Origin of the sequence: Variovorax sp. LjRoot290 (genome assembly GCF_964253985.1) — a bacterium.
Classification (GTDB): Bacteria; Pseudomonadota; Gammaproteobacteria; order Burkholderiales; family Burkholderiaceae_C; genus Variovorax.
On sequence record NZ_CAXURW020000001.1, the window covers coordinates 3,074,877 to 3,101,771 of the forward strand.

Sequence of the window (26,895 nt, forward strand, 5' to 3'; positions counted from 1 at the left end):
GCGGGAGATGCGCATGCTCGCAGCGCGAATCGAATTGATGCAGCAGATGCCGATCTTCGGCGCCATCGGCGCGGAGGCCATCGAATTCCTGCTGGAGCCCGCGCCCGTGATCCGGGTCGCCGCCGGCGACTTCTTCTGCCGCGAGGGCGATCTGGCCGACGGCATGTACGTGCTCGAAAGCGGCCGCGTGACGATCTCGAAAAGCTGGCAGGGCCGTCAGCTGCTGCTGCGCCGCCTCGGCCAGGGCGACTGCTTCGGCGAGATGGCGCTCCTCGATCTGTTCCCTCGCAGCGCTTCGGTGCGCGCCGACGAGGACTGCAGCGCGATCCGGATCACACCGGACAATCTGCTGCGCCTGTTCGAGCACGATGCGGAGCAATTCGCGTTGATCCAGATGAACATCGGCCGCGAGCTCAGCCGTCGCCTGCGCATCACCGACGAGCTGCTGTTCCGGGCGCGGATGGGCGAAGCACTGGACGAGCCCGAGCGCATCAACACCCTGCCCGGCCCTCTCTAGATCCGCCCCAGCGCCCGCTCCACGCCCTTGTTGGCCAGCATGTCGGCGCGCTCGTTGCCCGGGTCGCCCGAGTGCCCCTTGACCCAGCGCCACTCGATCTGGTGGCCGCCCTCCGCCACCAGCTTGTCCAACTCCTGCCAGAGTTCGACGTTCTTCACCGGCTGGTTGGTCGAGGTGCGCCAGCCCTTGGCCTTCCAGCCGCGGATCCATTCGGTGATGCCCATGCGCACGTACTGGCTGTCGAGGTAGAGCACGACCTTGCAGGGGCGCTTGAGCGCGCGCAGGCCTTCGATCACGGCCTTGAGTTCCATGCGGTTGTTGGTGGTGTTGAGCTCGCCGCCGAAGAGTTCCTTCTCGGTAGCACCCGACTTGAGCCATGCGCCCCAGCCGCCGGGACCGGGATTGCCCTTGCAGGCGCCGTCGGTGTAGATCTGTACTTCGTTCAAAAAAAGACTTCCTCGTTGTGATCGGTGACTGCGTCGCGATGCACCTTGCCCGCGATCGGCACCGGCGCGCTGGCGCGCTGGGCCGCGCGCCGCCAGTCGGCGCTCAAGACCCGCATGCCGCGCACCCGCTTGACCGCGACCAGAAAATAGACCGCGCCGAAGATCGGCCACCAGCGCTCGCCGGCCGTGTCGAACCAGCGGCAGCGCTCCAGCCAGGCCTCGCTGCGCACCGCCGGGCGGTAGATGCCGAAGTTGCCCGACTCGACCTCGAAGCTCAGCAAGCGCAGCCAGTCGCGCATGCGCCGATAGCCGATGAAGTCGCCGGACTCGGGCAGGAACAGCTCGCCGAAGCCGAGGCGCCGGTAAAGATGCGCGCGGCGCTGCCGCATGCCCCAGAGGCTGGCCGGATTGAGACCGCAGATGACGACGCGGCCTTCGGGCACCAGCACGCGCTCGACCTCGCGCAGCGTCGCATGAGGGTCGTGGCTGAGTTCGAGCGCATGCGGCAACACGACCAGATCGAGGCTGTTGGCCGAAAAAGGCAGCGCCGTGAAGTCGGTGACCAGCGCGCTCTGCGCCGCCAGCGCGGGATCGTCCAGCGCCAGCCAGCGATGCGGCATGCGGTTGGCGCGCAGCCCGGCGACCTCGGCCAGCCCCAGCTGCAGCGCGTGGTAGCCGAACACATCGGCCACGGCCTGGTCGAACTGGGCCTGCTCCCAGGCCAGCAGGTAGCGGCCGGGGGCGGTCGCGAACCAATCATGCAAACCTATAATTTGACCGCTCATGACCCTCGTTCCGCTGCCCGCCTTCGCCGACAACTACATCTGGATGCTGCAGGACGGTCGCAACGCGATCGTGGTGGACCCGGGGGATGCCGCGCCGGTGTTCGAAGCACTGGCGCGCGGCAATCTGCAGCTGGCCGCGATTCTAGTCACGCACCACCACCCCGATCACACCGGCGGCGTCGCAGCGCTGCACGCGGCCACCGGCGCGCAGGTCTTCGGTCCGGCGCGCGAGACGATTCCCGAGCCCTTCACGCGACTCTCGCAAGGCGACGGTGCCGAGGTGCTGGGCCTTCGCTTCGAAGTGATCGACATCCCGGGCCACACCGCCGGCCACATCGCCTTCTTCATGCCGGCCGATGCGCACAACGCAGTCGCCGGCGAGCTCGCGCCCTTGCTCTTCTGCGGCGACACGCTGTTCTCCGCCGGCTGCGGCCGCCTGTTCGAAGGCACGGCCGCGCAGATGCTGGCCTCGCTCGACGCGCTGGCCGCGCTGCCCGGCAACACCCGCGTGTGCTGCGGCCACGAATACACACTTGCTAACCTTCGATTCGCGCAGACCGTGGAACCCGGCAACGCCGATCTGACTCAGTACACCGCGCATTGCGAGGCATTGCGCGCACGCGGTGAACCGACGCTGCCCTCGCAGCTCGCCACCGAGCGCCTGGTCAATCCCTTTCTTCGCAGCCGCGAAGCCACTGTCCTCCGAGCGGTCCACGCTCATGCCGGCCTCTCCGCGCAAGCCGCGGAAGCCGACGTGTTCGCCGCACTGCGCCAATGGAAAAACGACTTCCGATGAAATTTATCGTTGCTGCCTGCCTCGCAGGCTCCCTGTTTCTCGCAGGCTGCGCGAGCACCACCGGCACGAGTTCCTCCTCTTCCGCTTCCCCTGCCTCGCCCACTGCTTCCAGCGCCCCCGCGGCGGCGCCGGTTTATCCCGGCGGACCGCTCACGCCCATCACCTCGGGCGACACCAAGTCGCGCTCCGTCGTCACGCTCTCGCCGCCGGCCGACATGTGGGAACGTATCCGCCGCGGCTTCAAGATGCCGGACCTGCAGGGTGACCTGGTCACGGACCGCGAGCAGTGGTATGCGACCCGGCCCGACTACATGCAGCGCATGACCGAGCGCTCGAGCCGCTACATCTTCCACATCGTCGAAGAGCTGGAACGCCGCGACATGCCGACCGAGCTCGCGCTGCTGCCCTACATCGAAAGCGCCTTCAACCCGCAAGCGATCTCCAGCGCCAAGGCCGCAGGCATGTGGCAGTTCATGCCCGCCACCGGCACCGACTTCGACCTGAAGCAGAACATCTTCCGCGACGACCGGCGCGACGTGCTCGCCTCCACCCGTGCGGCGCTCGACTACCTGCAGAAGCTCTACGGCATGTTCGGCGACTGGCATCTGGCGCTCGCGGCCTACAACTGGGGCGAAGGCAGCGTCGGCCGCGCCATCGCCAAGAACAAGCGCGCCGGCCTGCCCACCGGCTACACCGACCTGTCGATGCCGGCCGAGACCCGGCTCTACGTGCCGAAGCTGCAGGCGGTCAAGAACATCGTCGCCAACCCGGAGCGCTTCAACGCCGACCTGCCGCTGATCGCCAACCACCCTTACTTCCAGACCGTCACGCTCAAGCGCGACCTCGATGTGGCCCTGGCGGCCAAGCTCGCCGACGTGAAGATCGAGGACTTCCGCGCGCTCAACCCCTCCGCGCACAAGCCGTTGCTGCTGGCCGCCGGCACGCCGGAGATCCTGCTGCCCTGGGACAACGCCGCCGTGTTCCAGCGCAACTTCGAGGCCTACACCCAGGGGCAGTACGCGAGCTGGACCGCCTGGACCGTGCCCTCGACGATGACGGTGGCCGATGCCGCCCAGCGCGCCGGCATGAGCGAGTCCGACCTGCGCGCGATCAACAGCGTGCCGCCGCGCATGCTCATCAAGGTCGGCTCGACGCTGATCGTGCCGCGCGGCGCGCGCGTCCAGGAAGACGTCAATGCAGCGGTGGCCGACACCGGCCACCTGAGCTTCCAGCCCGAGATCGTCACGCGCCGCACGCTCGTGAAGGCCGGACGCAGCGACAGCGTCGCAAGCATCGCGCGCCGCTACCGCCTCAGCCCGGCCAGCGTCGCCGAATGGAACGACGTGAAGACCAGCCACGCCTTCCAGCGCGGCGTCCAGGTCGTGGTCTACCTGCCGGTGAAGGCCGCGGCCGCCGAACGCGTGGGCCGGGGCGCCCGCTCCAGCACGGTGATCGTGACCAGCAAACGCGGCGGCGGCGTGGTCAAGACCAGTGCCGGCAAGGCCGCGCCCGCGGCGAAGACGGCTTCTTCGCCCAAGATCGTGCGCGAGAAGCGCGGCGGCGCGCCTTCGAAGAAGAAGCGCTGAGTCAGAGCTTCTCGGTCTCGCCGCTGCGCGGCTGCCATTTCATGAGGCGCGTTTCGATGATGCCGACGATGCCGTCGAGCGCCAGCGCGAACGCCGTCAACACCACGATGCCGGCGAAGACGGTGTTGACGTCGAAAGTGCCTTCGGCCTGCAGGATCAGGTAGCCGACGCCGCGCGCCGAACCCAGGTACTCGCCCACCACCGCACCGACGAAAGCCAGCCCCACCGAGGTGTGCAGGCTTGAGAACACCCAGCTGGTCGCGCTCGGCAGGTACACCGTGCGCAGCAGCTGCCGCTGGTTGGCGCCCAGCATGCGCGCGTTGGCCAGCACCACCGGGCTCACTTCGCGCACGCCCTGGTAGACGTTGAAGAACACGATGAAGAACACCAGCGTGACCGCGAGCGCCACCTTGCTCCAGATGCCCAGGCCGAACCACAGCGCGAAGATCGGCGCCAGGATCACGCGCGGCATCGAGTTCGCGGCCTTGATGTAGGGGTCGAGGATCAGGCTTGCGGTCGGCGCCAGCGCCAGCCAGAGCCCGCAGGCCAGCCCCAGCAGCGTGCCGATACCGAAGGCCAGCACGGTCTCGAGCAGCGTGGTGCCGAGGTGCCGGTAGATGTCGGCATTGCCCGGCAGCCCGTCGGGAAACAGCAGGTTCGGCGGCACGGCGAAAGGCAGGAACCAGCTCCACACCCGGCCCGCGACCTTGATCGGTTCGCCGAGGAAGAAAGCGAACTGCTGGTCGCGCGAGAGCAGGTGCCATAGCAGCAGCAGCACGATCAGCAGCGCCATCTGCCAGAAGCGCGCATTGCCTTCATGGGGCCTGAAACTCATTCAGGCCGCCTTCCTCAGTTGCTGCGCATAGCCCTTGAGCACCTCGTCGCGCAGCACGTTCCAGATCTGGGTGTGCAGTTCGACGAAGCGCGGATGGGTGCGCACCTCGGCCACGTCGCGCGGGCGCGGAAGGTCGATCGCGAACTCGCCGATCGGGTGCGTGGCCGGCCCGGCCGAGAGCACCACCACGCGGTCGCTCATCGCGATCGCTTCATCGAGGTCGTGGGTGATGAAGAGCACCGCTTTTCGTCCTTGTGGGCCCTCGGGCGCTTCGCGCCCACCCCCCGAGGGGGTGAGCACCGGCCTTGGGGTGGCCCGGCGCCCGGCGCTCGGGGCGGCCCAGAGCTCGAGCACCTCGTTCTCCATCAGCTGCCGCGTCTGGACGTCGAGCGCGCTGAAGGGTTCGTCCATCAGGATGATGTCCGGGTCCAGCGCCAGCACCTGCGCGAGCGCCGTGCGCTTGCGCATGCCGCCGGAGAGCTGGTGCGGATAGCGATCGCCGAAGCCGGTGAGGCCGACCCGAGTGAGCCATTGCTCGGCCTGCGCCCTCGCCTCCGCATCCGGCACGCCGCGGTACTGCAGGCCCACCATCACGTTGGCAAGCGTGCTGCGCCACGGCATGAGCGCCTCGGTCTGGAACATGTAGCCGGCCCGCGCATTGATGCCCGCGAGCGGCTGGCCGAACACCTTGATCGTGCCCGAGGACGGTTCGAGCAGGCCCGCACCGACGTTGAGCAAGGTCGACTTGCCGCAACCCGTGGGACCGACCACCGAGACGAACTCGCCCTCACGGACGCGCAGCGTCGTGCCGGCGACAGCGGTGTAGCGCTGGCCGTGCTCGTCCTTCGAGCGGAAGGTGCAGCTGATGTCGAGGAGTTCGAGCGCGTAGCTGGACATGGGGTGGAAACAAAAAAACCCGGCCGAAGCCGGGTTGCAGAACGCTCGGGTCAGGCTTTGAACCTGTCCTTCGCGCGCCGCGCAAAATCGTTGGTGTATGTCTTCGCGAGGTCGATCTTGTCGGCCTTCACGGTCGGGTCGAAGCTTGCGATGGCACCGAGCGCGGTCTTCGGCCCCTCGGCCGGTATCAGTCCGTCTATGGCGATGGCCTCGCGCACCTTGTCGAACGACGCCAAGTACAGCGCGCGATCGCCGAGCAGGTAGGTTTCGGGCACGGTCTTGATGATGTCGCCCGGCCCCGCGGTCTGCAGCCACTTGAGCCCGTGCACGATGGCATTGGCGAGCGCCTGGCAGGTGTTGGGATGCTTCTGGATGAATTCCGTCGGCGCATAGAGGCAGCCGGCCGGCATCGGGCCGCCGAAGACCTCCTGCGTTCCCTTCAGCGTGCGCGTGTCGCTGATGATCTTCACGTCGCCCTTCTGTTCGAGCATCGTCATCACCGGGTCGGTGTTGCTGATGGCGTCGATCTGGCCGGAGCGCAGCGCCGTCAGCGCGCCGGCCGCGACGCCCACGCCGATGAAGCTCACGTCGCTGGCCTTCAGACCGCCGCGCGACAGCACGAGGTTGGCCACCATGTTGGTGGACGAGCCAGGCGCCGAGACACCGATCTTCTTGCCCTTGAGGTCGGCGATGGTCATGTAGTTCGCCATGTTCTTGGTCGACACGCCGATCGCGATCTGCGGCGCGCGGCCCTGCAGCACGAAGGACTGGAAGAACTGGTTCTTCGCCTGCAGGTTAATGGTGTGTTCGTAGGCACCCGAGCACACATCGGCCGAGCCGCCCACCACCGCCTGCAGCGCACGCGCGCCGCCGGCGAAATCGGAAATCTCGACATCGAGGCCTTCGGCCTTGAAGTAGCCGAGCTGTTCGGAGATGGTGAGCGGGAGGTAGTAGAAGGCGGCCTTGCCGCCGACGGCGATGGAGATCTTCGACTTTTCCAGCTTGGCCTGCGCGTGGACCAGCGGCGTCGCGATGGAGGCAGCACCCAGAGTGGCGGCGGCGGTGAAGGTACGGCGATTGAGCATGAAGTGAACCCGCGGCCTTTTGGTTTCTTTCGGAATCGAATCGAGCTTAGGGGCGCCCCCCAGCGCCTGCATCGGGAACATCCCCGTGCGGGTTTTCACGTAAACACGAAGCCGCTAGCGGCCGGCGAACACGATCGCGATGTTGACCAGAAACGCGAGTGCCCAGACCGCACTGCGCGCCGTACCGATGCCTGCGATGTAGAGCGCGATATAGGCGATGCGCAGCATCACATAGGCGATAGCCAGCAGGTCCAACTGCGCCCGCGCCGCACCGAGTTGATGGGCGATGATCACCGCGCCGATGAAAAAGGGAAGGCCCTCGAAGCTGTTGGACTGCGCGCCCATGGCGCGCGCGCGCCAGCCGCTCTGGCGCGCGGCCCATTCGCGCGGCGTCTCGTTGTCGCGCCGCCTGAAGCTCCCGATCTTGGCGATGTAGGCCGCGGCATAGGGCAAGGCCACCGCGACCAGCAAGCACCAGTACGCCAGCGTCAACGAGGGTGGGTTCATCTCCTGTCGACCAGCGCGTGGGCGATGGTGCCGAGGTCGACGTACTCGAGTTCGCTGCCGGCCGGCACGCCGCGCGCGAGCCTCGTCACCGTCAGGCCGCGTTGCCTGAGCTCTTCGCCGATCACGTGCGCCGTGGCCTCGCCCTCGGCGGTGAAGTTGGTGGCGAGGATCACCTCGCTCACCGTACCGTCGAGCGCGCGCTCGAACAGCCGCGCCAGGCCGATGTCCTTCGGCCCGATACCGTCGAGCGGACTGAGCTTGCCCATCAGCACGAAGTAATAGCCGCGAAACGCGCCCGTGCGCTCGAGTGCGGCCTGGTCGGCCGGCGTCTCCACCACGCACAGCTTGCTGGCATCGCGGCGCGTGTCGAGGCACACGCTGCAGACCGGCGCCTCGGTGAAGGTGTTGCAGCGTTCGCAATGACGCACATGGGTGGCCGCCTGCTGCAGGGCGCGCGCGAGCAGTTGCGTGCCCTCGCGGTCGTGCTGCAGCATGTGAAAGGCCATGCGCGAAGCCGACTTGGCGCCGACGCCGGGCAGGCGGCGCAACGCTTCGACCAGCGCCTCGAGCGAACTGGAATCGGCCATTCAATCCTAGAAGGGCAGCTTCATGCCGGGGGGCAGGCCCGGCATGCCGGCCGTGAGCTTGCCCATCTTCTGCTCGCTGGTCTCCTCGGCCTTGCGGACCGCGGCATTGAAGGCCGCGGCCACCAGGTCTTCGAGCATGTCCTTGTCGTCGGCCAGCAGGCTCGGGTCGATGGTGATGCGCTTGACGTCGTGCTTGCAGGTCATCACGACCTTCACCAGCCCTGCGCCCGATTCGCCCTCGACCTCGATGGTGGCCAGTTCTTCCTGCGCCTTCTTGAGGTTGTCCTGCATTGCCTGCGCCTGCTTCATGAGGCCGGCCAGTTGTCCTTTGTTGAACATCGTTGGTCCTGTCGAAAGTTGGATGAAAAAAAGAAAGCTTCAGGCGGGCTTGAGCGTACCCGGGACGATTCTCGCGTCCCAGTCGCGCATCATCGACTGAATCTCGGGGTCGTTGCGGATCGCTTCCTCGGCCACGCGCTGGCGCTCGTCGGCCGCCTGCTTGTTGCGGCGTGCGGGGCTGTCGACCACGGCGCCGATCTCGATCGCGATTTTCACGCTGTGACCCAGCGCCGCGAGCGCAGCCTGCAGCTTCTCCCGGCTGCTCGTCTGGTTGAGCGATTCGCGCTCGACGCGCAGCAGCCACTGGTCGACATCGCGCGCCACCAGCTGCGACTGCAGCGCGAGTTCGCGCGCAAGCGCGGTGATCGCCTCGGCCGCGACCATCTGCGTCACGGTCGCATGCCAGAAGTCGCCCTCCTCGCTGGGCACGATCGGCGCCGATTCGCTTTCGCGCGGTGCTTCGCGTGCGCCGGGCGGCGGCTGCACCCGCACCTGCATGGCCATGACCTTCGCCGCAGGTGCCGGATCGGCAGCGGCCGCCGGCCTGGAGGCAGCCGTTGCAGAGAGCGAGGGTTCGTCCCGCACCGGCAGCCGCTGGCCGGGCGGCGCGACAGGGCCGGCAGTCGCCACGACCGCAGCCACCGCAGGGCGTACCGCCTCGACGGGCGGCGCGCGAGGCGCGGGCGCCGCGGCGCGCGGCGCTTCATTCAGAGTTTTTTTTTCCGCGCCGGCCGCGCCGGTGGGCTTGAAGGCCAGGAGCCGCAGCAACACCATCGTGAGCGCTGCGTACTCATCGGGCGCCAGGCCCAGTTCGCCGCGGCCGTGCAGGCAGAGGCTGTAGAGCAGCTGCGTTTCGTCGGCGGGCATCAATGCCGCCAGGCGCGCGGTCTCGGCCGCGTCGGGATCCGTCGCATCGTTGCTTTCTGCGCGCGAAGGCACGGCCTGCAGCACGGCCATGGCCTGCAGCACGGCGGTCATTTCTTCGAGCGTGGACGCGGCCGACATGCCGTCGCGGCGCAGCGCCTCGGCGGTGTCGACCACCGTCTTGCCGTCGCCCTGCGCCAGCGCCTCGATCAGGCGGAACACGTGGCCGCGGTCGACGCTGCCAAGCATCTGGCGCACGCCGGTCTCCAGCAGTTCGCCGTTGCCGAAAGCGATGGCCTGATCGGTCAGCGAAAGCGCGTCGCGCATCGAGCCGCGGGCGGCGCGCGCGATCAGGCGCAGCGCATGCGGTTCGGCCGGCACGGTCTCGGTCTGCAGCACGCGCGTGAGATGCTCGAACACGGTTTCGGGCGCCATCGGCCGCAGGTTGAACTGCAGGCAGCGCGACAGCACGGTGACCGGCACCTTCTGCGGGTCGGTGGTGGCCAGCACGAACTTGAGGTATTCCGGCGGCTCTTCCAGCGTTTTCAGCATCGCGTTGAACGCATGGCCGGTGAGCATGTGCACCTCGTCGATCATGAAGACCTTGAAGCGTCCCTGCACCGGCTTGTAGACCGCCTGCTCCAGCAGGGCCTGGACCTCGTCGACGCCCCGGTTCGAGGCCGCGTCGAGCTCGGTGTAGTCGACGAAGCGGCCGGTGTCGATGTCCTTGCAGGCCTGGCATACGCCGCAGGGCGTGGCGGTGATGCCACCCTGCCCGTCCGGGCCCTGGCAGTTGAGCGATTTGGCCAGGATGCGCGAAACGGTGGTCTTGCCGACGCCGCGAGTGCCGGTGAACAAATAGGCGTGGTGCAGCCGCTGCGAGGTCAGCGCGTTTTCGAGCGCCTGAACGACATGTTCCTGGCCCACCATCTCGCTGAAAGTCTTGGGGCGGTGTTTGCGAGCGAGCACGAGATAGGCCATCGACGCATTTTAGGGGCCCCACCGGAGGCCTCCGCCCGACCAGGCATAGGCCTTTTTACTTATAGATTTTCGCGGTTCCGCGCATAGCATGAAACGGCCCTTCGAGGAGACCGACATGCACACTGCGACCCACAAGGCCGCGCGCACTGCCGCGGCCAGGAAAGCACAGTCCGGCGATGCCGGGCTTCGCCGCTACTGCGTCCAGCCGGTGCAGGCGCCGCGGCAGTTCGACAGCAGCGTCTCCGCGGGCCGCGCCTCCGCCATCATCGCTTCGAGCAAGAAATGGGTGAACGGCACGCAACTCACCTACTACTGTTTCAAACGCGGCGACGCAGTGCCCGCCGCATGGCAGGGCAGCAACGAGGACACGGGGGTGGTCGAGGAGTCCTTCGAGGCCTGGGCCAAGCTTGGCATCGGCATCGCCTTTCGGCGCGTCGAGGCGCCGGAAGACGCGACGGTGCGCATCGGCTTCGATGCGCAGGACGGCTCCTGGTCCTACGTCGGCCGCGATGTGCTCGGCATTCGCGACCCGCTGCAGCGCACGATGAATTTCGGCTGGCCGCTCACCACCCCCTATGGCCAGGACACGGCGCTGCACGAAATCGGCCACACGCTCGGTCTCGAGCATGAACATCAGAACCCCCATGCCGGCATCACCTGGAACCGCCAGGCAGTGATCGACTATTTCCAGGGCCCGCCGAACTTCTGGCAGGAGTCGCAGATCGAGTGGAACATCCTGCGCAAGATCCCGCAGGCCGAGGTCAAGGGCACGACCTGGGATCCGGACTCGGTCATGGAATACCAGTTCGAGCCCGGGCTCATCGATGCGCCGGCGCAGTACCAGGCCGGGCTCGTGCCCAAGGGCGGCTTGTCCTATGACGACAAGGCCTGGGTGGTGGAGACCTACCCCGGCGTCAGGGCCCCGGCGGTGTCGGCACTCAAGGTCGGGCTCTCGCAACTGCTCAAACTCAAGGCCGGCGAAACCCGCAACTTCGAACTCGTACCGACTCGCACGCGCACCTACAGCATCGGCACCTTCGGCACCTCCGACACGGTGCTGGTGCTGTTCGAGGTCACGCCGGCCGGCAACGTGCAGATCGCCGGCAACGACGACAGCGGCACCGACCTCAATGCGCGCGTCAGCATGCGCCTGCAGAAGGGCCGCCACTACCTGGTCGGCGTGCGTCTCTACTACGCCGACGCAGCGCTCGAGACTTCGCTGATGGTTTGGTGATTCATGGGGGTAACGGGCCCTGGCCTACAATCCTCGGTTGACGGGCCTCCCCGCATGGTGAAGTGGCCAACCGGGTCAGGTGGGGAACCAAGCAGCCCTAACTGCGTAGTCAGTGCCGGGGGTAAGGCTCGTCAACCTCACATCCAAGGAAACCGCATCGCCCTCAGGCGGCGGTTTCCGCCCGCGCGAGCTTGGCAAGAAGCGTGTCGGCGAGCGCCACCGTCTTGTGCTCCATGTTCGCGACGTGATAGCAGCCCAGCGCGCGCCCCTCGTAGCTGAGGGCCGCAATCGGGAAGTGGTGACCCAGCGCGGTCGCCGCATCGTGCAGGCATTCCGCGATCGACCGCAGGCCCTGCCGGGCATAACGCTTGTCGGACTTGCCGATGCTCACGCTGTAGTTGAAATATCTCTCTCTGATTTTTTGAATGTCGACCTGCGGGTACATGTTCTTTTTGTCAGGTTCAAGGAGCGTGGCATTGTCCGCGGCCCTGCAAACAAATGCACGTCAATCGGAAGTGTTCAGTTTCGTATTCCGGTACGACATCACGCCGCGCGCCGCCGTCACGCCGCTGGCCATCGAGGCAGTGAGCAGGTAGCCGCCGGTCGGCGCTTCCCAGTCGAGCATCTCGCCCGCGAAGAACACGCCGGGGAGCGCGCTGCCCATCAGGTGGGCATCGAGCGCGTCGAAGCGCACGCCGCCCGCCGTGCTGATCGCTTCATCGATCGGTCTGGTCGCAAGCAGACGAAGCGGCACCGCCTTGATCGTCTCGGCCAGCTTCTCGGGCGAATGCATCTGCTCGCGCGTGAGCACTTCGTGGAGCACACCGGTCTTGATGCCCTCGAGACCGAGCCGGCTCTTCAGATGGCTGGCGAGCGAACGCGCTCCGCGCGGATGCAGCACGGCGGTGCGCACCTGCTCGGCACTGCGATCGGGCAGTAGGTCGAGCAGCAAGGTGGCGCTGCCCTGCGCTGCGATCTCGTCGCGCAGCAACGCGCAGGCCGCGTAAACCAGGCTGCCTTCGACGCCGGTGGCGGTCGCGACGAATTCGCCCTTGCGCGCAAAGCGGCGGCCGCGGGCATCGGTGAAGGCGATCGCGACCGACTTGAACGGCATGCCGGCAAAGCGCTCGGCGAAATGCGCGGTCCAGACGGCATCGAAGCCGCAATTGGCCGGCGCGAGCGGCGCCACCGCCACGCCGCGCTCGCTGATCCACGGCACCCAGGCGCCGTCGGAGCCGAGTCGAGACCAGCTGGCACCACCGAGCGCCAGCACCACGGCATCGGCCTGCACCTCGACCTCGCCGGCTGGCGTCGCGAAGCGCAGCGCGGTCGACGGCGACGCCGCGTCGGGCCAGCCCAGCCAGCGATGGCGCATGTGGAAACGCACGCCGGCCGCGCGCAGGCGATGCATCCACGCGCGCAGCAAGGGCGCGGCCTTCATGTCGGTGGGAAACACGCGCCCCGAGGTACCGACGAAGGTTTCGATGCCCAGCCCGTGGACCCATTCGCGCAGCTGTTCGGGGCCGAAGCTGCGCAGCAGCGGCTCGATCTGCGCGCGGCGCTCGCCGAAGCGGCCGGCAAAACTGTCGAAGGGCTCGGAGTGCGTGAGGTTCAGGCCGCCGCGCCCCGCAAGCAGGAACTTGCGTCCGACCGAGGGCATGGCGTCGTAGAGATGCACTTCCACGCCCTGCGCGCTCAGCACTTCGGCCGCCATCAGCCCGGCCGGGCCGCCACCGACGACGGCGACCTTCTTTTCTTCTTGCGTCATTCGAGGGTCACCAGTTCGCCCTGCCCGGTGAGGAAGGCCGCACGCACGGTCTCGCCGGGATAGGCGCCCTGCACCGCTTCGCGGTAGCGCTGCAGCTGCGCGATCAGCGCAGCGTCGTGCTCCGGGCGGGCAGCGGATTTGTAATCGAGCACCCACCAGGTGCCGCTTTCGCGATGCTGCACCAGGCGATCAATGCGCAGCGTTTCCCCGCCGTGGATCAGCGTGATTTCGTTGCCATGCCAGTCGAGCGCCGCGGGGTCCCAGGCCCAGGCGCCCGCGCCCGAACGAATGCGTTGCGCCATCGTGGCCGCAGCACGCGCAGCGGCGGCGTCGAGTCCGAACTCGCGGCCCGCGGCGCGCACATGCGCCGACGGCAGCGGCGCGCCGGGCTGGGACCATTCGAGCAGGCGGTGCATGGCCTGGCCGAACGCCGAGGCGCGCGTGTCGGCGGCCGGCACCATGGGCTCGATGGATGGCGTGCGCTCGGCCATTGCAGTTGGCAGCGCAGGCAGCTTCAGCATGCCGAAACTGGCGGGCGCGCGCGGAGCAGCGACGGGCACTGCGCCCGACACGTCGGCGATCGGCTCGCAACGTGACTCCAGGCGCGCCCACCAGCTCTGGGCATTCGGCCGCGCTGCCGTCACGGCCGACAGCGCGAGCTCGGTTCGCGCCCGCGTGGTCGCCACGTAGAGCGCGTTGATCTCCTCGCGGTGCCGGGCAGCCTGCTCTTCTGCAAGGTCGTCCACGCTGCAGGCCGGCGGATTCTTTTCGCTTGCGACGAACACGAAGCGCTCGGGCGCCGCGGCATGGCCCGGCCATTTCACGAGCACGCCCATGGTCTGCGCGCGCTGGCTGGCCGCGTCGGTGTCGAGCAGCAGCACGAGCTCGGCTTCAAGCCCCTTGGCGCCATGGACCGTGAGAAGCTGCACCGCATCGGCCGCAGCGATCGACGGTGCACGCAAACCGCCGGCGCGCAGCGCGCGCACCAGCGCATAGGGCGTCGCGAAGCGCGCGCCGTCGAGTTCGAGCGATGCAGCCACCAGGCCGCGCAGATTGCTCAGCACCCCGGCGCGCAATGCGGCCGGTGCAGCAGCTGCGAACCTGGCCAGCACGTCGGCATCGTGGTAGATCGCGCTCAGCGCATCGTGCGGCGGCAATGCGGCCAGCCACTGCTGCCATTGCCGCAGGCGCGGACCGATGCCGGCCAGCGGCTCGGGCAGGTCGGGCGCCTGAAGCAGCTCGAACCAGCTCGCGGGCCGGGCGCGCTGGCGCAGCGCCAGCTGCACCAAGGCGTCGTCGTCGATGCTCCACAGCGGCGATTTCAGCGCGCGTGCGAGCGAGAGGTCGTGGTCCGGAGAGACCAGCGCATCGAGCAACGCCACCATGTCCTGCACCTCGGGCGCGTCGTTGAGCTCGTTCTTCTCGGGCTGCTGCACCGCGATGTGCAGCTTGCGCAGTTCGTCCTGCAGCACGGCCAGCCGGCTGCGGCGGCGCGCCAGCACCATGATGCTGCTGGGTGCGAGCCCGCCCGCGATGCGCTCGGCGATCCAGCGGGCCGCCTGCTGGCATTCCTTCTGCAGCAGCCGCTCTTCCGGCAGCACGCGCGGGGTGTCGAGGCTATCGCGCCACTGCAGCGCGCCATGCTCGTCGAGGCCGTTGCCCTCATCGGCGGAAGCCACCGCGTCCCGCGCGATCGGCGGCAGCTTGCGCACCACGCCGGACACGCGCGATTCGGTCGTGTGGTCGCGGAAGCCGCCGAACTCGCCGGCCTGCTGCGCGTCCGTCATCACCGCGTTGACCAGGCCGACCACAGCCTGCGCATTGCGGTGCGTGTGGTCGCAGTTGAGCAGATCGCCGCCGAGGCCCTGCTGGACGAACTGCTTGGCCGCGATGAACACCTGCGGCTCGGCGCGGCGAAAACGGTAGATGCTCTGCTTCGGATCGCCGACGATGAACACGCCGGGACGCCGCCCGCCGGCCCCCGCATAGCTGCCGAGCCAGCCATGGAGCGCCTGCCACTGCAGCGGATTGGTGTCCTGGAATTCGTCGACGAGCAGATGACGCACGCGCGCATCGAGGCGCTCCTGCACCCAGCCCCAGAGTTCCGAGTTGCCGAGCAGCAGATGAGCGGCCTGCTCGACGTCGTTCATGTCGACCCAGCCGTGCGCGGCCTTGACCTCGGCAAAGCAGCGGATCAGAAGCCGCGTCAGCCGTGCCATGCGCTGCTGGTACAGCCAGGCGGCGTGCTGGGCCCGTGCGGCGCAGTACTGCAGCGCGCGCTCCTGCGCCGCACGCACCTCCGCCAGGCCCGCGAGCTTCTCGCTGAACTTGCGCGGTTCGCCCTTGTGGGTGAGCAGCGTGTAGAGCACGCCTGCGGCGCGGCCCTCGGTCAGCGCCTGTTCGAGCTCGACGCCCTTCTGCGAAAAGGTCGGCGCGCTCGCGCGGCCCAGCGCGCGGGCAGCCGCCATCAGTGTGCTGCGAGAGGCCGGGTCGTGAAGCAGAACCTCGTCGGGCGAATCGGTGCTCTCGAACGCCGGATACATCACGCCCATCGGCACCACGGCCTCGTCGACCGCGTGATGCGCGTCGGCCAATGCGAATTCGACGCGCCGCGTGAGCGCATCGTCGAGCGCCTTGGCGGTCTGCGAACGGCCGTGCGTCGCAACCAGCGCGCGGTAGTCGGCGGAGGCCTCGGCGTTCGCCGCCACGGCCGAGAAGAAGGGGCGCCAAACGCGCGCGCGCGCCTCGGCATCGTCTTCGAGCAGCTGGTAGTTGGCCGGCAGCCGGAGTCGTTCGAGCACCGCCACCGGAGCGCTGCGCAACAGGCCGGCGAACCAGGCATGGAAGGTGCGGAACTGCACCGGCCGGCCGCTCGACAGCAGCTCGCGGTAGAGCCCCTGGAGCCGCGGTGCGCCGGCTTCGGCAGCCGCGCGGTCCATGCCGCGCATCACGAGCTCGGGCACGAGTTGTTCCAGCGGACATTCGGCAAAGGCCTCCAACCATTGGTCCAGCCGCTCGCGCATCTCGCCGGCCGCCTTCTTCGTGAAGGTGATCGCGAGGATCTCGTGCGGCGCGCAGGCGCCCTCTCCTTCCTCTAGCAGGGCGCGCAGGATGCGCGATACCAGCATCCAGGTCTTGCCGGCGCCGGCGCACGCCTCTACCGCAACCGAGCGGCGCGGGTCGCAGGCGATCGCGTAGAAACGTTCGCGCGCAACGGGGGCGCCGTTGTGTTCGTAGGCGGCAATGCTCATCCCGCCAGCTCCCAGAAATCCTTGCGGCACAGGCCGCGCGCCGTGCAGTGTTCGCAGACCGTGCCTTCGCCGAGCGCGGGCAATGCGGCGCCGCGGCCGATGCGTGCGAGGTCGTCCATCACGCCGGTCACCAGCGCGTCGCGCGCGGCGATCACGTCGGTCTGCTCGACGGTGCGCGTGCCGGAGGCTTTTTCGCCGACGTTGACGTAGGCGGCACGCAGGCTGTCGTCGGGGAAGAGCGCGGCGTAGAAGGCGAGCTGGGTGTCTTCGATCGGGTCCTTGACGCGATCCCTTGTCTTGTCGACGGACTCGGTCTTGTAGTCGATCACGAAGGCCCGCCCATCGGGCGTGGCATCGACGCGGTCGAGGCGGCCGACCAGTTTCACGCTGCCCAACGGAACCTCCTTCCACGGCTCGGCCTCGACGAACACGGCGCCTTCGCCGGCCTCGTGCCCGGCCAGCCAGGCCAGGTAGCCGTCGCGCACCGCAGGCCAGGCCGCGGCGAAAGGAAGGAACTCGGCCTCCGAGAGGCCGAATTCGCGCGTCGCCTCCTGCTCCGCGAGGGCCATCAGCGCGAGCCTGGCGGGCAGCTCGGCGGTCGGCGCTTCTTTCAAGGCCTCATGGAAATGGCCCAGCACTGCGTGCAACCAGTTGCCGAAATCGCGCTTGTCGACTTCCGCATCGAGTTCGTCGCTGCTGCGCAGGCCGAGCTGGCGCAGCGCAAAGAAACGGTAGGGGCAGCGGCGCAGATCCTCGTAAGCCGTCGACGACAGCGTGGCGGGCACGAGCGCATCGCCGTGCGGCTGCGGCCGCGGTGTCGGTCGCGCGGCCACTTGCACCGGCGTGCGCGGGTCATCGGCGTCGGCCGCCGACTGGTCGAGATGCAGCATCTGCACGAGCGCGCTGGGGCGCACGGGTTCGCCGCTGGCATCGAACTGCCGCCACAGCAGATCGCAGTACGGCGCACGCAATGCAATGGCCCACGCGGCGCGCTGGGCGGCCTCCAGCGCTTCGCGCGACGACAGCGCGAGCGCGAGGCGCTGCGCCGGATTCCAGTCGCCCGGCGGCTCGGGCGACGCGGGCAGGCGCTGGTCGTCGCAACCCGGCACCACGACGGCACCGAAGGCGCGGCCCAGCAACTGGTGCAACGGCAGGACCACAACCTGCGGCGAATCCGCGTCGGACGGCAGGCGCACGCTGGCGGCTTCGAGCACGTCGCGCACCCAGGCGGTGAACTCTGCCAGGGTGCAGCGCGCACCGCGAATCTCCCCTTCGTCGGCATCCAGATAGAGCGCCGCGATGACTTCGATGCCGACCACGTCGCCATGCAGCGCGGCCCACTGGCCGCCGGCTTCGAGCAGCGCGCGCGTGGAGGCGAGCCATTCGGCAAGCGGTCGGGTGCGGGCCAGCGCCGCGCGTTGGGCTTCGACGTCGTTGGTGAAAGGCAGCAGGCCCAGGTCCTGCGGCTTCTCGCTCGCCGCAACGAAGGCGCACCAGCTGTGCCAATCACGCATGCCGCGATCGCGCAGACGCGCCTCCAGCGCCCGGACCGAACGGCCGTCGAGGACGCTGGCGCTCTTGAGCCAATCGAGCACCTGGTCGCTGGAGGCATCGTGGGCGCAGGCGCGCAGAGCGCTCATCAGGGTGGCAGCCGCGCGCGTGGTCGAGAGCTTCCAGCCGGTTTCATCGCGCGGCGCTACCCCCTGCGCGGCCAGCTGGGCGCTGATGCGGCGCGTGAGCGCACGGTCGGTGGCTACCAGCGCCACGGGCGCGCGCCCCTCGGCCAGGTGGCGCAGCACGCAGGCCGCAGCGCGCTGGGCCTCGTCTTCGGGGTCGGCCGCGCGATGGAGAGCCGCGGTGCATGCGGGCGCATCCAGCGTCGCGAGCGGAAGGTGCAGCACAGACTCGCCGAACAGCGCCGCGAGCTTGTTCGTGAGCGGATCGCTTTGCAGGCCGTCGAGCACGATCAACTGGTCGACCTGGGCCAGCGCGCCGCCGCCCAGCAGCACGTCGGTCGCATAACCGGAGCTGGCAGCCCAGGCGAGCGCGATGCCGTTCAACGCGCTCTCGATGTCGAACCACTCCGAGCCCCTGCCGGCATCGATGGCGCCGCGCACGCGCTGGGCCCAGGCCGCGCGTTCGTCCGGATGTTCGGCCGCGGCCAGCGGCGCGAGCTGCAGCGCGATCTCGACCAGTCGGCCCGCCAGCGCGATGCGCGATGCCGCAAAGCCCGCGCGGGACAGCAGCGACTGCGCCGTGAGCAGGTCGCGCGCCATGTCGAAGGCGATGTCGTCCACGGCGGGCACGAAGCCCCCGGCGCTGCGCGCCCAGTTGCGCGTGGTCTCGAAGCGCGGTGCGAAGCCCGGCGTGCCGCACGCGGCCCACATGGCGCGCGCCACCTGCATCAATTGCGCGTAGGGCACCAGCACCACGGTGCGCGCGGCATGCAATCCGCGCTCGGCCAGCATGCGCGCGATCCGGCCGACGAGGCCATCGGCCGGGTCGCACCAAAGCACGTGCGCGGGGTGGCGCTCAGAGGACTGCATCGGATGTTGGTGTAGGGCTTTGGCTATCGAGGCCATAGCGTCCGCGCCGACCACGCCGGCACTTGGTTTCTGTCACAATGACCCGCACTTTAGCTGCACCGAAACTTTCAGCGCAGAAGGACACACTCATGGCCAGCGAACTCATCAAACACATCTCCGACTCTTCTTTCGAAGCCGACGTGCTCAAGTCCGGCAAGCCCGTGCTGGTGGACTACTGGGCCGAATGGTGCGGCCCCTGCAAGATGATCGCGCCCATCCTCGACGAGGTCTCCAACACCTACGAAGGCAAGCTGCAGGTCGCCAAGATGAACGTGGACGAGAACCGCGACATCCCCGCCAAGTTCGGCATCCGCGGCATCCCCACGCTGATGCTGTTCAAGGACGGCCAGCTGGCCGCGACCAAGGTCGGCGCGATGAGCAAGGCTCAGCTCACCGCCTTCATCGACCAGCAGCTCGCCTGAGCGTTGATTCCCGGCTGCCTGCGCGCAATGCGCCGGCAGCCTCGTTTTTCCTGTCATAATCCTCGCAGATCACCGGCCCTTCCAGGCACCCGGTTCGAGTTCCCCGGTTTGTGAGGCATCTCTCGCCTCTCCTCAAACCTCCCCCCTGGTTCTTTCCGACAAGATTTCCCCGCACGGGGTCATTCCATGCACTTAAACGAACTCAAGGCACTCCACGTGTCCGAAGTCCTCAAGCAGGCCGAAGCGCTTGAGATCGAAAACGTCGGCCGCATGCGCAAGCAGGAGCTGATGTTCGCGATCATCAAGAAGCGCGCGAAGGCCGGCGAACAGGTTTTCGCCGACGGCGTGCTCGAGATCCTGCCCGACGGCTTCGGCTTTCTGCGCAGCCCCGACACCAGCTTCACCGCCAGCACCGACGACATCTACATCTCGCCGAGCCAGGTGCGCCGCTTCAACCTGCACACCGGCGACATGATCGAAGGCGAGGTGCGCACGCCCAAGGACGGCGAACGCTACTTCGCGCTGACCAAGCTCGACAAGGTCAACGACGGCTTGCCCGAGCAGAACAAGCACAAGGTGATGTTCGAGAACCTCACGCCGCTGTTCCCCAAGGAACTGATGCGGCTCGAGCGCGACGGCTTCAAGGGCGAAGAGAACATCACCGGCCGCATCATCGACATCATTGCGCCGATCGGCAAAGGCCAGCGCGCGCTGCTGGTGGCGCCGCCCAAGAGCGGCAAGACGGTCATGATGCAGCACATCGCGCATGCGATCAGCGCCAACTATCCCGAGGTCCACATGATGGTGCTGCTCGTCGACGAGCGGCCCGAGGAAGTGACCGAGATGCAGCGCACCGTGAAGGGCGAGGTCATCGCCTCGACCTTCGACGAGCCCGCTGCGCGCCATGTGCACGTGGCCGAGATGGTGATCGAGCGCGCCAAGCGCCTGGTCGAACTCAAGAAGGACGTGGTGATCCTGCTCGACTCGATCACCCGCCTCGCCCGCGCCTACAACAACGTCGTGCCCTCGTCGGGCAAGGTGCTGACCGGCGGCGTGGACTCCAACGCGCTGCAGCGTCCCAAGCGCTTCCTCGGCGCCGCGCGCAACGTGGAGGAAGGCGGCTCGCTCACCATCATCGGCACCGCGCTGATCGATACCGGCAGCCGCATGGACGAAGTGATCTTCGAAGAGTTCAAGGGCACCGGCAACTCCGAAATCCACCTGGACCGCCGCCTCTACGAGAAGCGCGTGTTTCCCTCGATCCAGCTCAACCGCAGCGGCACCCGCCGCGAAGAACTGCTGCTGCCGCCCGAAATCCTGCAGAAGACCCGCATCCTGCGCCAGCTCATGTACAACATGGACGAGATCGAGGCGATGGAGCTCATGCTGAAGAACATGAAGGCGACGAAAACGAATGTCGAGTTCTTCGACATGATGCGTCGCGGCGGCTGATCCCCTTCAGCCCACCGCCAGGGCCCGTCCTTCGGCGGCGCTCTGGCGGCCCAGGTCGAGCAGTTCCATGAGCTCGACCGCCTGCTCCGGCGGCACCGGGTTCGGGCCCTGACCCAGAATCGCGTCGCGCACCGCGGCGTAGTAGGCGACATAGTTTCCAGGCAGCGCCGGTACCTTGCGCGTCATGGCATGGCCGTCATCGGCCGGCACGGTGAGCTCGCCGACGAGCGCATCTGCGCCCCACCCTTCGCCGCCCGGACGTCCGCCGATTCGCAATGCATCCTCCTGCGGATCTACCCCCCGTTTGACATAGCTGGCGCGCGTACCGTGCACGATGTAGCGCGGCGCCGCATGGGCCGCCAGCGTGGTCGCGTGCAGCACGACGCGCAAGGGCGCGGGCGCGCCGCTCTCGTAGCGCAGCACCGCATGGAAATAGTCCTCGACCAGCGCCCCGTCGCGCAGCGCCGCGGTGTCGAGTTGCAGCGTGTCGGGCCGGCCGAAGAGCCGAACCGCTTGATCGACCAGGTGAGAACCGAGATCCACCCACAGGCCCGCCCCCGGCACCGGCTGTTCGCGCCAGCGCTCGCGCACCTGAGGCCGGAAGCGGTCGAAGTGCGACTCGAAGTAGACCGGCCGGCCCAGCTCGCCGCTCGCAAGCAGCCCCTGCAGCGTCAGGAAGTCCGAATCGAAGCGGCGGTTCTGGTAGACGGACAGCAAGCGGCCCTTGCGCTGCGCCAGTTCTGCCAGCTCGCGGGCCTGGGCCGCATCGAGCGTGAAGGGCTTGTCGACCACCACATGCTTGCCCGCGGCAAGCGCCGCCCTGGCCAGCGGGTGGTGCTGCGCATTGGGCGCGGCGATCACCACCAGGTCGATGTCGGCGCGGCCCAGCAAGGCCGCCACGTCGGGCACCACGTCGACGCCGGGCCAGTCGGCATGGACCTTGTGCGGCTGGGAACTGGCCACCGCGCCCAGCTGGAGGCCCGGAACGGCCGACAGAACCGGTGCATGAAAGGTCTGGCCGGCGAAGCCAAAGCCGACGAGGCCGGCGCGCAAGGGGCGGGAATTCATGGGGGAAAGGGGTCTGGCACTATGGACGCCCAGTATGCGATAATTGCGGGCTTAGCGAAAAGTGCAGCCCGGCGCCGTGCCGGGGGAGTTTCCGAGCTCTTAACGGAACTTCACGTGGCTCTCGCATCGACCAAAGGAAAGATCATGAAAGAAGGCATTCACCCGAACTACCGCGAAATTCTGTTCGTCGACCTGTCGAACGGCTTCGAGTTCGTGACCCGTTCGTGCGCGAACACCAAGGAAATGGGCAAGACCAAGGACGGTCGCGAATTGCCTCTCTTCAAGCTCGACACCTCGAGCGAATCGCACCCCTTCTACACCGGCACGCAGAAGTCGGTCGACAACATGGGCGGCCGCGTCGAGAAGTTCCGCAACCGCTTCGGCAAGACCACCGGCGCCGCCTCCAAGTAAGGCAGGCACTTCCAGGTCGAGGGCAGCCCGGTTTACCGCGCTGCCCTTTTTCTTTCCTTCCAACCACTTCACCCTCCGTTGAACCAGCCGACGCCAGCGATCGTTGCACAGAGCGCCGTGCGCCGCCTGCCGCGCCTTGCGCTGCTGCTGCTGTGCGCGGCCTACCTGATGCCCGGCCTGCTGGGTCGCGGACCCTGGAAGAGCGCCGACATCGCCGCCTTTGGCTACATGGCCGAACTGGCGCGCAGCACCGAGGGCCTGGCGCGCTGGTTCGACCCGATGCTGCTCGGGATGCGGCCCGAGACGCCCGCCCTGATCCCCTACTGGATCGGCGCCTGGGCGATCAAGATCGCACCGTCATGGGTGCATCCCGACCTTGCAGTGCGCATCGCCTTCGCCCTCCTGCTCTGGGGCACTTTCACGGCGACCTGGTATGCGGTCTACTACCTCGCCCGCACGACGCAGGCGCAGCCGGTGGCCTTTGCCTTCGGCGGCGAGGCGCGTCCCACCGACTACGCGCGCGCCATCGCGGACGGTGCGCTGCTGGCGCTGATCGCCTGCCTCGGGCTCGCCCAGCTGGGGCATGAAACCACGCCTGCGCTGGCCCAGCTTTTCTTCACCTCGCACCTGTTCTATGGCGTCGCAGCGCTGCCCTACCGCCGTGTCGGCCCCCTGATCGCGCTGGTGATCGGCAGCGTCGGCATGACCCTGGGCGGCGGGCCGACCGTCGGGCTGGCGCTGGGCATCGGCTGCGTGGTCTTGCTCGCCGCCGAACGCCGACGTGGCCCGGAGACCACGCCGGACGACGAGCCCACGTATTCCACCGGCGCGATCGCGTCGATCTTTGGCGCCACGGTGTTGGCCGGGCTGCTGGCCGCCTGGCTGGGCCTTCTGCAATGGAAGATCGAACTGCCAGGGAGTCAGCCCGGAACCAGCGTCTTCGGCGAGCTGCGCAGCCAGGCCAAGCTGCTGCTGTGGTTCACCTGGCCGGCCTGGCCGCTCGCGCTGTGGACGCTGTGGCGCTGGCGCCGGCAGCTTACGGCTCGCCATGTCGCGCTGCCCTTGTGGTTTGCGCTGGTGCCGCTGGCCGCGACCTGGACCACCAGTTTTTCCGAGCGCTCGCTGCTGCTGGCCTTGCCCGCCTTCGCGACGCTGGCGGCCTTTGCACTGCCGACCTTCAGGCGCAGCGTCGCGGCGCTGATCGACTGGTTCACGCTGCTTTTCTTCAGCGGCTCGGCGATCATCATCTGGGTGATCTGGGTCGCGATGCAGACCGGCGTGCCCTCCAAGACGGCAGCCAACGTGGCGAAACTGGCGCCCGGCTTCGTGCCCGAGTTCTCGGCGGTCGCCTTCGTGTTCGCACTGGCCGCGACGCTGGCATGGGCCTGGCTCGTGCGCTGGCGTACCGGCCGGCATCGGGCGGCACTCTGGAAGACGCTGGTACTGCCGGGCGGCGGCGCGGCGCTGTGCTGGATGCTGCTGATGACGCTGTGGCTGCCGGTGCTCGACTACGCGCGCAGCTATGTGCCCCAGGTGCGCGCCATTTCGGAACGGGTCGGCCAGCCGGTATGCGTCTCCGAGATCGCGCTGAGCCGGCCCCACATCGCGGCGCTGCGCCATCACGGCCAGTTCAACCTGCAGCCGCTGACCGGGTCCCAGACCTGCCCCTGGCTGCTGGCGAGCCCGGAGGCGATCGGGCGCCTGCACAAGATCGTGAACCTCGAAGGCTGGCGCTTCATCGGCACGCTGCGCCGCCCGACCAGCGCGAGCGACGACCTGCTGCTCTACCAAAGAATCAATCCTTGACGAGCGAACGGCGGGTGATCGCACGGCACGCCGCAACCGTGCTGGTCGGCCAGCTGGCGGTGATGGCTTTCGGCGTCACCGACACCATCGTCGCCGGCCGCTATGCCGAAGGCGCGCTGGCGGCGCTCTCGGTGGGCTCGGCGATCTTCATCAGCGTCTTCGTCTCGCTGATCGGCATGCTGCAGGCCCTGCTTCCGGTGTGGGCCGAGCTGCACGGCGCGCAGCGCACGGCCGAGGTCGGCCGCTCGGTGCGGCAGTCGCTCTACCTGTGCGGCCTCGCGATCGTGCTCGGCATGGCGGTGCTGCTGTACCCGACACCGCTGCTGCGCTGGGCCGAGGTGCCGCTGGCCATGCGCGCCGACGTCGAAGCCTACCTGTGCGTACTCGCCTTCGCCCTGCCCCCGGCACTGCTGTTTCGCCTGTTCAGCACGCTGAACCAGAGCCTGGGCAAGCCCCAGCTCGTGACTTGGCTGCAGCTGGGCTCGCTGTGCCTGAAGCTGCCGCTGTCGATCTGGTTCACCTTCGGCGGCGCCGGCTGGCCTGCGATGGGCCTGGTGGGCTGCGGCTGGGCCACGCTGGTGGTGAACTGGGCGATGCTCGCCTGCGCGATCTGGCTGCTGCGCAGCCAGCCCCTTTACCGCGAGTACCGCTTCTGGCGGCGCATCGAGGCGCCCGACTGGCGCCAGATCGGCCAGTTCGCCCGGCTCGGCATCCCGGCTGGACTGGCGGTGCTGGTCGAGGTGACCTCCTTCACGCTGATGGCGCTGTTCATCGCGCGCCTGGGCACGGCCGCATCGGCGGCCCACCAGATTGCGTCGAATCTCACGGCCGTCGCCTACATGGTGCCCCTGTCGCTCGCCATCGCCACCAGCGCACGCGTGAGCTTTTGGCTCGGCGCCGGCGACGCCGCGCTGGCGCGCCGCGCATGCGTCAAAGGCTTCGAGCTGACAGTTGTCTGCGCGCTGCTGTTCGCAATGGCCATGGCAACGCTGCGATGGCAATTGTCCGAGGTCTATTCCGGCAATCCCGCCGTGGTGGCGCTCGGCGCCACGCTGCTGCTGGCCACGGCGGCTTACCATTTCGTGGATGCGCTGCAGACGCTGTGCGTCTTCGTACTGCGCTGCTACCGGGTCACGGTGATGCCGCTGGTCCTCTACTGCGCGCTGCTCTGGGGCGTGGGGCTCGGCGGCAGTTATCTGCTGGCCTATCGCGGCATCGGGCCCTGGCCGGCCATGCAGTCGCCGCTGGCGTTCTGGTTCATGAGCGCGCTGGCCCTGGCGCTCACCGCGGCGCTGTTTCTCGCGCTGCTCGGATCGACGCTCAGGCGACGGCGCTGAGCGCGGCCGCCTGCCGCAGGCGCGTGACCGGGAACACGAGCGCGAAGCGCGAGCCCTTGCCCACCGCGCTCTCGATGCGCAGCTCGGCACCATGGCGCTGCGCGACGTGCTTCACGATCGCCAGGCCGAGCCCGGTGCCGCCGGTTTCGCGCGAGCGGCTGCGATCGATGCGGTAGAAGCGCTCGGTCAGCCGCGGAATGTGCTCGGCCGCGATCCCCGGCCCGCTGTCGCGCACCGCGTATTCGCCCCGGCCGTCGGGCAAGAGGCGCCAGCTCACCGCCACCTCGCCGCCGCCGGGCGTGTAACGGATGGCATTGCTCAGCAGGTTCGACATCGCGCTCTGCAGCTCGGTCGGGGCGCCGGCGATCTCGGAATCGACCTCCACCGAGAAGGACAGGCGATGGCCCTGCGATGCCAGCCGGCTCGACAGGCCCCGGCCCTCGTCCTCGCACTGCGCCATCAGCGCCCGCACGCGGGTCCAGCGGGTGGCCGGCGGCGCCGCGCTGCCTTCGAGGCGCGACAGGGTCAGCAGGTCGTTGACCAGCGTCTCCATGCGGTGCGACTGCTGGCCCATGAGCGCCAGATAGCGGGCGCGCTCCTCGGCGTCGAGCGGCAGGTTCTGCAAGGTCTCGACGAAGCCGGCGAGCACGGTGAGCGGCGTGCGGATCTCGTGCGAGACGTTGGCGACGAAATCGCGCCGCATGGCCTCAGCCTGCTCCAGCGAGGTGATGTCGCGCGTGAGCAGCATGCGGCGATTGCCGGCATAGGGATGGACCTGCACCGACAGTCGGACCGGATGGCCGCGATGCATTCCGACTTGCGACGGCGCGTCGATCACCACGTCGCGGCTGTAGTTCCAGGAGGCGAGATAGGCCACGAACGCCGGATCGCGCACCAGGTTCGCGAGGTGCTGCAGCAGGTCGCGATCGGCGTCGATGCCGAACTGCCCGGCGGCCGTCTGGTTGCACCATTCGATGCGCCCCTGTTCGTCGAGCAGCACCACGCCGTTAGGAGAAGCCTGGATCGCGGCCAGAAACTCCTGCAGACGGTCTTCGGCCTGCCGGGCCTGCTGCTCCCGCGTGCGCAGCAGCTTGCGGATGCGTTCGGCCAGCTCGCCCCAGACGCCGGGGCCGCGCGACGGCAGGCCCGTCGCATCGTTGCGCAGCACATCCAACAGCTGCTGCGCGCGCCAGGCGTCGAGTACGAGCCACAGCACCGCCCCGAGCCATGCGCCCAACCACAAAAAGCGCCAGCCGAAAGGCACCGCGGCAGCAGTGCCCCCGATCAAGGAGGCCATCAGAAAAGTTGCGATACGAAACGGCATTCCGGCCCATTA

General features: G+C 68.3%; 24 protein-coding genes and 1 other RNA gene. 10 read left to right on the forward strand and 15 right to left on the reverse strand.

Translation table 11 applies throughout. From position 1 onward, the window contains the following. Window positions 1-13: 13 nt before the first annotated feature. On the forward strand, window positions 14-517 hold the full coding sequence (locus ACSQ9A_RS15305) for a Crp/Fnr family transcriptional regulator (RefSeq protein ID WP_436304229.1): 504 nt from the start codon (window positions 14-16) through the stop codon (window positions 515-517). Here the strand turns inward: ACSQ9A_RS15305 and rnhA are convergent. Both rnhA and ACSQ9A_RS15315 read right to left on the reverse strand, forming a co-directional pair. Beyond that, window positions 514-963, reverse strand: coding sequence for a ribonuclease HI (gene rnhA, locus ACSQ9A_RS15310; protein ID WP_436290210.1), 450 nt, complete (start codon window positions 961-963; stop codon window positions 514-516). The genes ACSQ9A_RS15305 and rnhA overlap by 4 nt on opposite strands. Further along, on the reverse strand, window positions 960-1,748 hold the full coding sequence (locus ACSQ9A_RS15315) for a class I SAM-dependent methyltransferase (protein ID WP_244503932.1): 789 nt from the start codon (window positions 1,746-1,748) through the stop codon (window positions 960-962). Before ACSQ9A_RS15315 ends, rnhA begins: the two co-directional genes overlap by 4 nt. On the opposite strand from ACSQ9A_RS15315, the gene gloB reads away from it, so the two are divergent. Next, the gene (gloB, locus tag ACSQ9A_RS15320) at window positions 1,747-2,544 is read left to right on the forward strand and encodes a hydroxyacylglutathione hydrolase (protein ID WP_436304230.1); all 798 of its coding nucleotides are present in this window, start codon (window positions 1,747-1,749) and stop codon (window positions 2,542-2,544) included. The genes ACSQ9A_RS15315 and gloB overlap by 2 nt on opposite strands. Continuing rightward, on the forward strand, window positions 2,541-4,130 hold the full coding sequence (locus ACSQ9A_RS15325) for a transglycosylase SLT domain-containing protein (protein ID WP_436304231.1): 1,590 nt from the start codon (window positions 2,541-2,543) through the stop codon (window positions 4,128-4,130). Before gloB ends, ACSQ9A_RS15325 begins: the two co-directional genes overlap by 4 nt. 1 nt (window position 4,131) lies before the next feature. On the opposite strand, the gene ACSQ9A_RS15330 is transcribed toward ACSQ9A_RS15325, so the two are convergent. The 7 genes from ACSQ9A_RS15330 to dnaX all read right to left on the reverse strand — a co-directional run bounded on the left by ACSQ9A_RS15330 (window position 4,132) and on the right by dnaX (window position 10,225). Beyond that, on the reverse strand, window positions 4,132-4,965 hold the full coding sequence (locus ACSQ9A_RS15330) for an ABC transporter permease (protein WP_093108864.1): 834 nt from the start codon (window positions 4,963-4,965) through the stop codon (window positions 4,132-4,134). After that, complete coding sequence (locus tag ACSQ9A_RS15335; RefSeq protein ID WP_436304232.1) at window positions 4,966-5,862, reverse strand: ABC transporter ATP-binding protein; 897 nt, start codon at window positions 5,860-5,862, stop codon at window positions 4,966-4,968. 50 nt (window positions 5,863-5,912) lie between these two features. Continuing rightward, the gene (locus ACSQ9A_RS15340; protein ID WP_436304233.1) at window positions 5,913-6,947 is read right to left on the reverse strand and encodes an ABC transporter substrate-binding protein; all 1,035 of its coding nucleotides are present in this window, start codon (window positions 6,945-6,947) and stop codon (window positions 5,913-5,915) included. Between the two features lie 114 nt (window positions 6,948-7,061). Next, window positions 7,062-7,454 (reverse strand): MAPEG family protein, encoded by a 393-nt coding sequence (locus tag ACSQ9A_RS15345; protein ID WP_436304234.1) that lies wholly within the window; start codon window positions 7,452-7,454, stop codon window positions 7,062-7,064. Then, on the reverse strand, window positions 7,451-8,041 hold the full coding sequence (gene recR, locus ACSQ9A_RS15350; RefSeq protein WP_093108868.1) for a recombination mediator RecR: 591 nt from the start codon (window positions 8,039-8,041) through the stop codon (window positions 7,451-7,453). Before recR ends, ACSQ9A_RS15345 begins: the two co-directional genes overlap by 4 nt. Before the next feature lie 6 nt (window positions 8,042-8,047). Beyond that, on the reverse strand, window positions 8,048-8,380 hold the full coding sequence (locus ACSQ9A_RS15355) for a YbaB/EbfC family nucleoid-associated protein (protein WP_012747441.1): 333 nt from the start codon (window positions 8,378-8,380) through the stop codon (window positions 8,048-8,050). A 39-nt stretch (window positions 8,381-8,419) separates the two neighbouring features. Then, window positions 8,420-10,225 (reverse strand): DNA polymerase III subunit gamma/tau, encoded by a 1,806-nt coding sequence (gene dnaX / locus ACSQ9A_RS15360; protein ID WP_436304235.1) that lies wholly within the window; start codon window positions 10,223-10,225, stop codon window positions 8,420-8,422. 115 nt (window positions 10,226-10,340) lie between these two features. Between dnaX and ACSQ9A_RS15365 the strand changes: the two genes are divergently transcribed. Next, complete coding sequence (locus tag ACSQ9A_RS15365; RefSeq protein ID WP_436304236.1) at window positions 10,341-11,459, forward strand: M12 family metallopeptidase; 1,119 nt, start codon at window positions 10,341-10,343, stop codon at window positions 11,457-11,459. 39 nt (window positions 11,460-11,498) lie between these two features. Next, an RNA gene (gene ffs / locus ACSQ9A_RS15370) (signal recognition particle sRNA small type) lies at window positions 11,499-11,595 on the forward strand. A 27-nt stretch (window positions 11,596-11,622) separates the two neighbouring features. Here ffs and ACSQ9A_RS15375 read toward each other — a convergent pair. Genes ACSQ9A_RS15375 through ACSQ9A_RS15390 form a run of 4 tightly spaced genes read right to left on the reverse strand, consistent with a single transcriptional unit; the run spans window position 11,623 to window position 19,024 of the window. Next, window positions 11,623-11,904, reverse strand: a complete 282-nt coding sequence (locus tag ACSQ9A_RS15375) for a hypothetical protein (protein WP_436290204.1) — start codon at window positions 11,902-11,904, stop codon at window positions 11,623-11,625. 60 nt (window positions 11,905-11,964) lie between these two features. After that, window positions 11,965-13,227 (reverse strand): TIGR03862 family flavoprotein, encoded by a 1,263-nt coding sequence (locus ACSQ9A_RS15380; protein WP_436304237.1) that lies wholly within the window; start codon window positions 13,225-13,227, stop codon window positions 11,965-11,967. After that, the gene (locus ACSQ9A_RS15385; protein ID WP_436304238.1) at window positions 13,224-16,478 is read right to left on the reverse strand and encodes a UvrD-helicase domain-containing protein; all 3,255 of its coding nucleotides are present in this window, start codon (window positions 16,476-16,478) and stop codon (window positions 13,224-13,226) included. Before ACSQ9A_RS15385 ends, ACSQ9A_RS15380 begins: the two co-directional genes overlap by 4 nt. After that, window positions 16,475-19,024: a PD-(D/E)XK nuclease family protein gene (locus ACSQ9A_RS15390; RefSeq protein ID WP_436304239.1), complete on the reverse strand. Its 2,550-nt coding sequence runs from the start codon at window positions 19,022-19,024 to the stop codon at window positions 16,475-16,477. The genes ACSQ9A_RS15385 and ACSQ9A_RS15390 overlap by 4 nt, the downstream gene beginning before the upstream one ends. Window positions 19,025-19,152: 128 nt before the next feature. On the opposite strand from ACSQ9A_RS15390, the gene trxA reads away from it, so the two are divergent. Then, on the forward strand, window positions 19,153-19,485 hold the full coding sequence (trxA, locus tag ACSQ9A_RS15395; protein WP_436304240.1) for a thioredoxin TrxA: 333 nt from the start codon (window positions 19,153-19,155) through the stop codon (window positions 19,483-19,485). Window positions 19,486-19,671: 186 nt separating this feature from the next. Beyond that, window positions 19,672-20,937 carry a transcription termination factor Rho gene (rho, locus tag ACSQ9A_RS15400; RefSeq protein WP_093108876.1) on the forward strand — a complete coding sequence of 422 codons (1,266 nt, stop codon included), beginning with the start codon at window positions 19,672-19,674 and terminating at the stop codon, window positions 20,935-20,937. 6 nt (window positions 20,938-20,943) lie between these two features. On the opposite strand, the gene ACSQ9A_RS15405 is transcribed toward rho, so the two are convergent. Then, entirely contained in the window at window positions 20,944-22,005 is a 1,062-nt protein-coding gene (locus ACSQ9A_RS15405; protein ID WP_436290199.1) for an oxidoreductase, read from the reverse strand. Between the two features lie 144 nt (window positions 22,006-22,149). Here ACSQ9A_RS15405 and ACSQ9A_RS15410 point away from each other — a divergent pair, with 144 nt between their 5' ends. The 3 genes from ACSQ9A_RS15410 (at window position 22,150) to ACSQ9A_RS15420 (ending at window position 25,559) form a co-directional block, all read left to right on the forward strand. Next, window positions 22,150-22,416 carry a type B 50S ribosomal protein L31 gene (locus ACSQ9A_RS15410; RefSeq protein WP_436290198.1) on the forward strand — a complete coding sequence of 89 codons (267 nt, stop codon included), beginning with the start codon at window positions 22,150-22,152 and terminating at the stop codon, window positions 22,414-22,416. A 78-nt stretch (window positions 22,417-22,494) separates the two neighbouring features. Beyond that, the gene (locus ACSQ9A_RS15415; RefSeq protein WP_436304241.1) at window positions 22,495-24,222 is read left to right on the forward strand and encodes a hypothetical protein; all 1,728 of its coding nucleotides are present in this window, start codon (window positions 22,495-22,497) and stop codon (window positions 24,220-24,222) included. Then, on the forward strand, window positions 24,219-25,559 hold the full coding sequence (locus tag ACSQ9A_RS15420; protein ID WP_436304242.1) for an MATE family efflux transporter: 1,341 nt from the start codon (window positions 24,219-24,221) through the stop codon (window positions 25,557-25,559). Before ACSQ9A_RS15415 ends, ACSQ9A_RS15420 begins: the two co-directional genes overlap by 4 nt. Here ACSQ9A_RS15420 and phoR read toward each other — a convergent pair. Beyond that, complete coding sequence (gene phoR / locus ACSQ9A_RS15425) at window positions 25,543-26,883, reverse strand: phosphate regulon sensor histidine kinase PhoR (RefSeq protein ID WP_436304243.1); 1,341 nt, start codon at window positions 26,881-26,883, stop codon at window positions 25,543-25,545. The genes ACSQ9A_RS15420 and phoR overlap by 17 nt on opposite strands. Window positions 26,884-26,895: the final 12 nt, after the last annotated feature.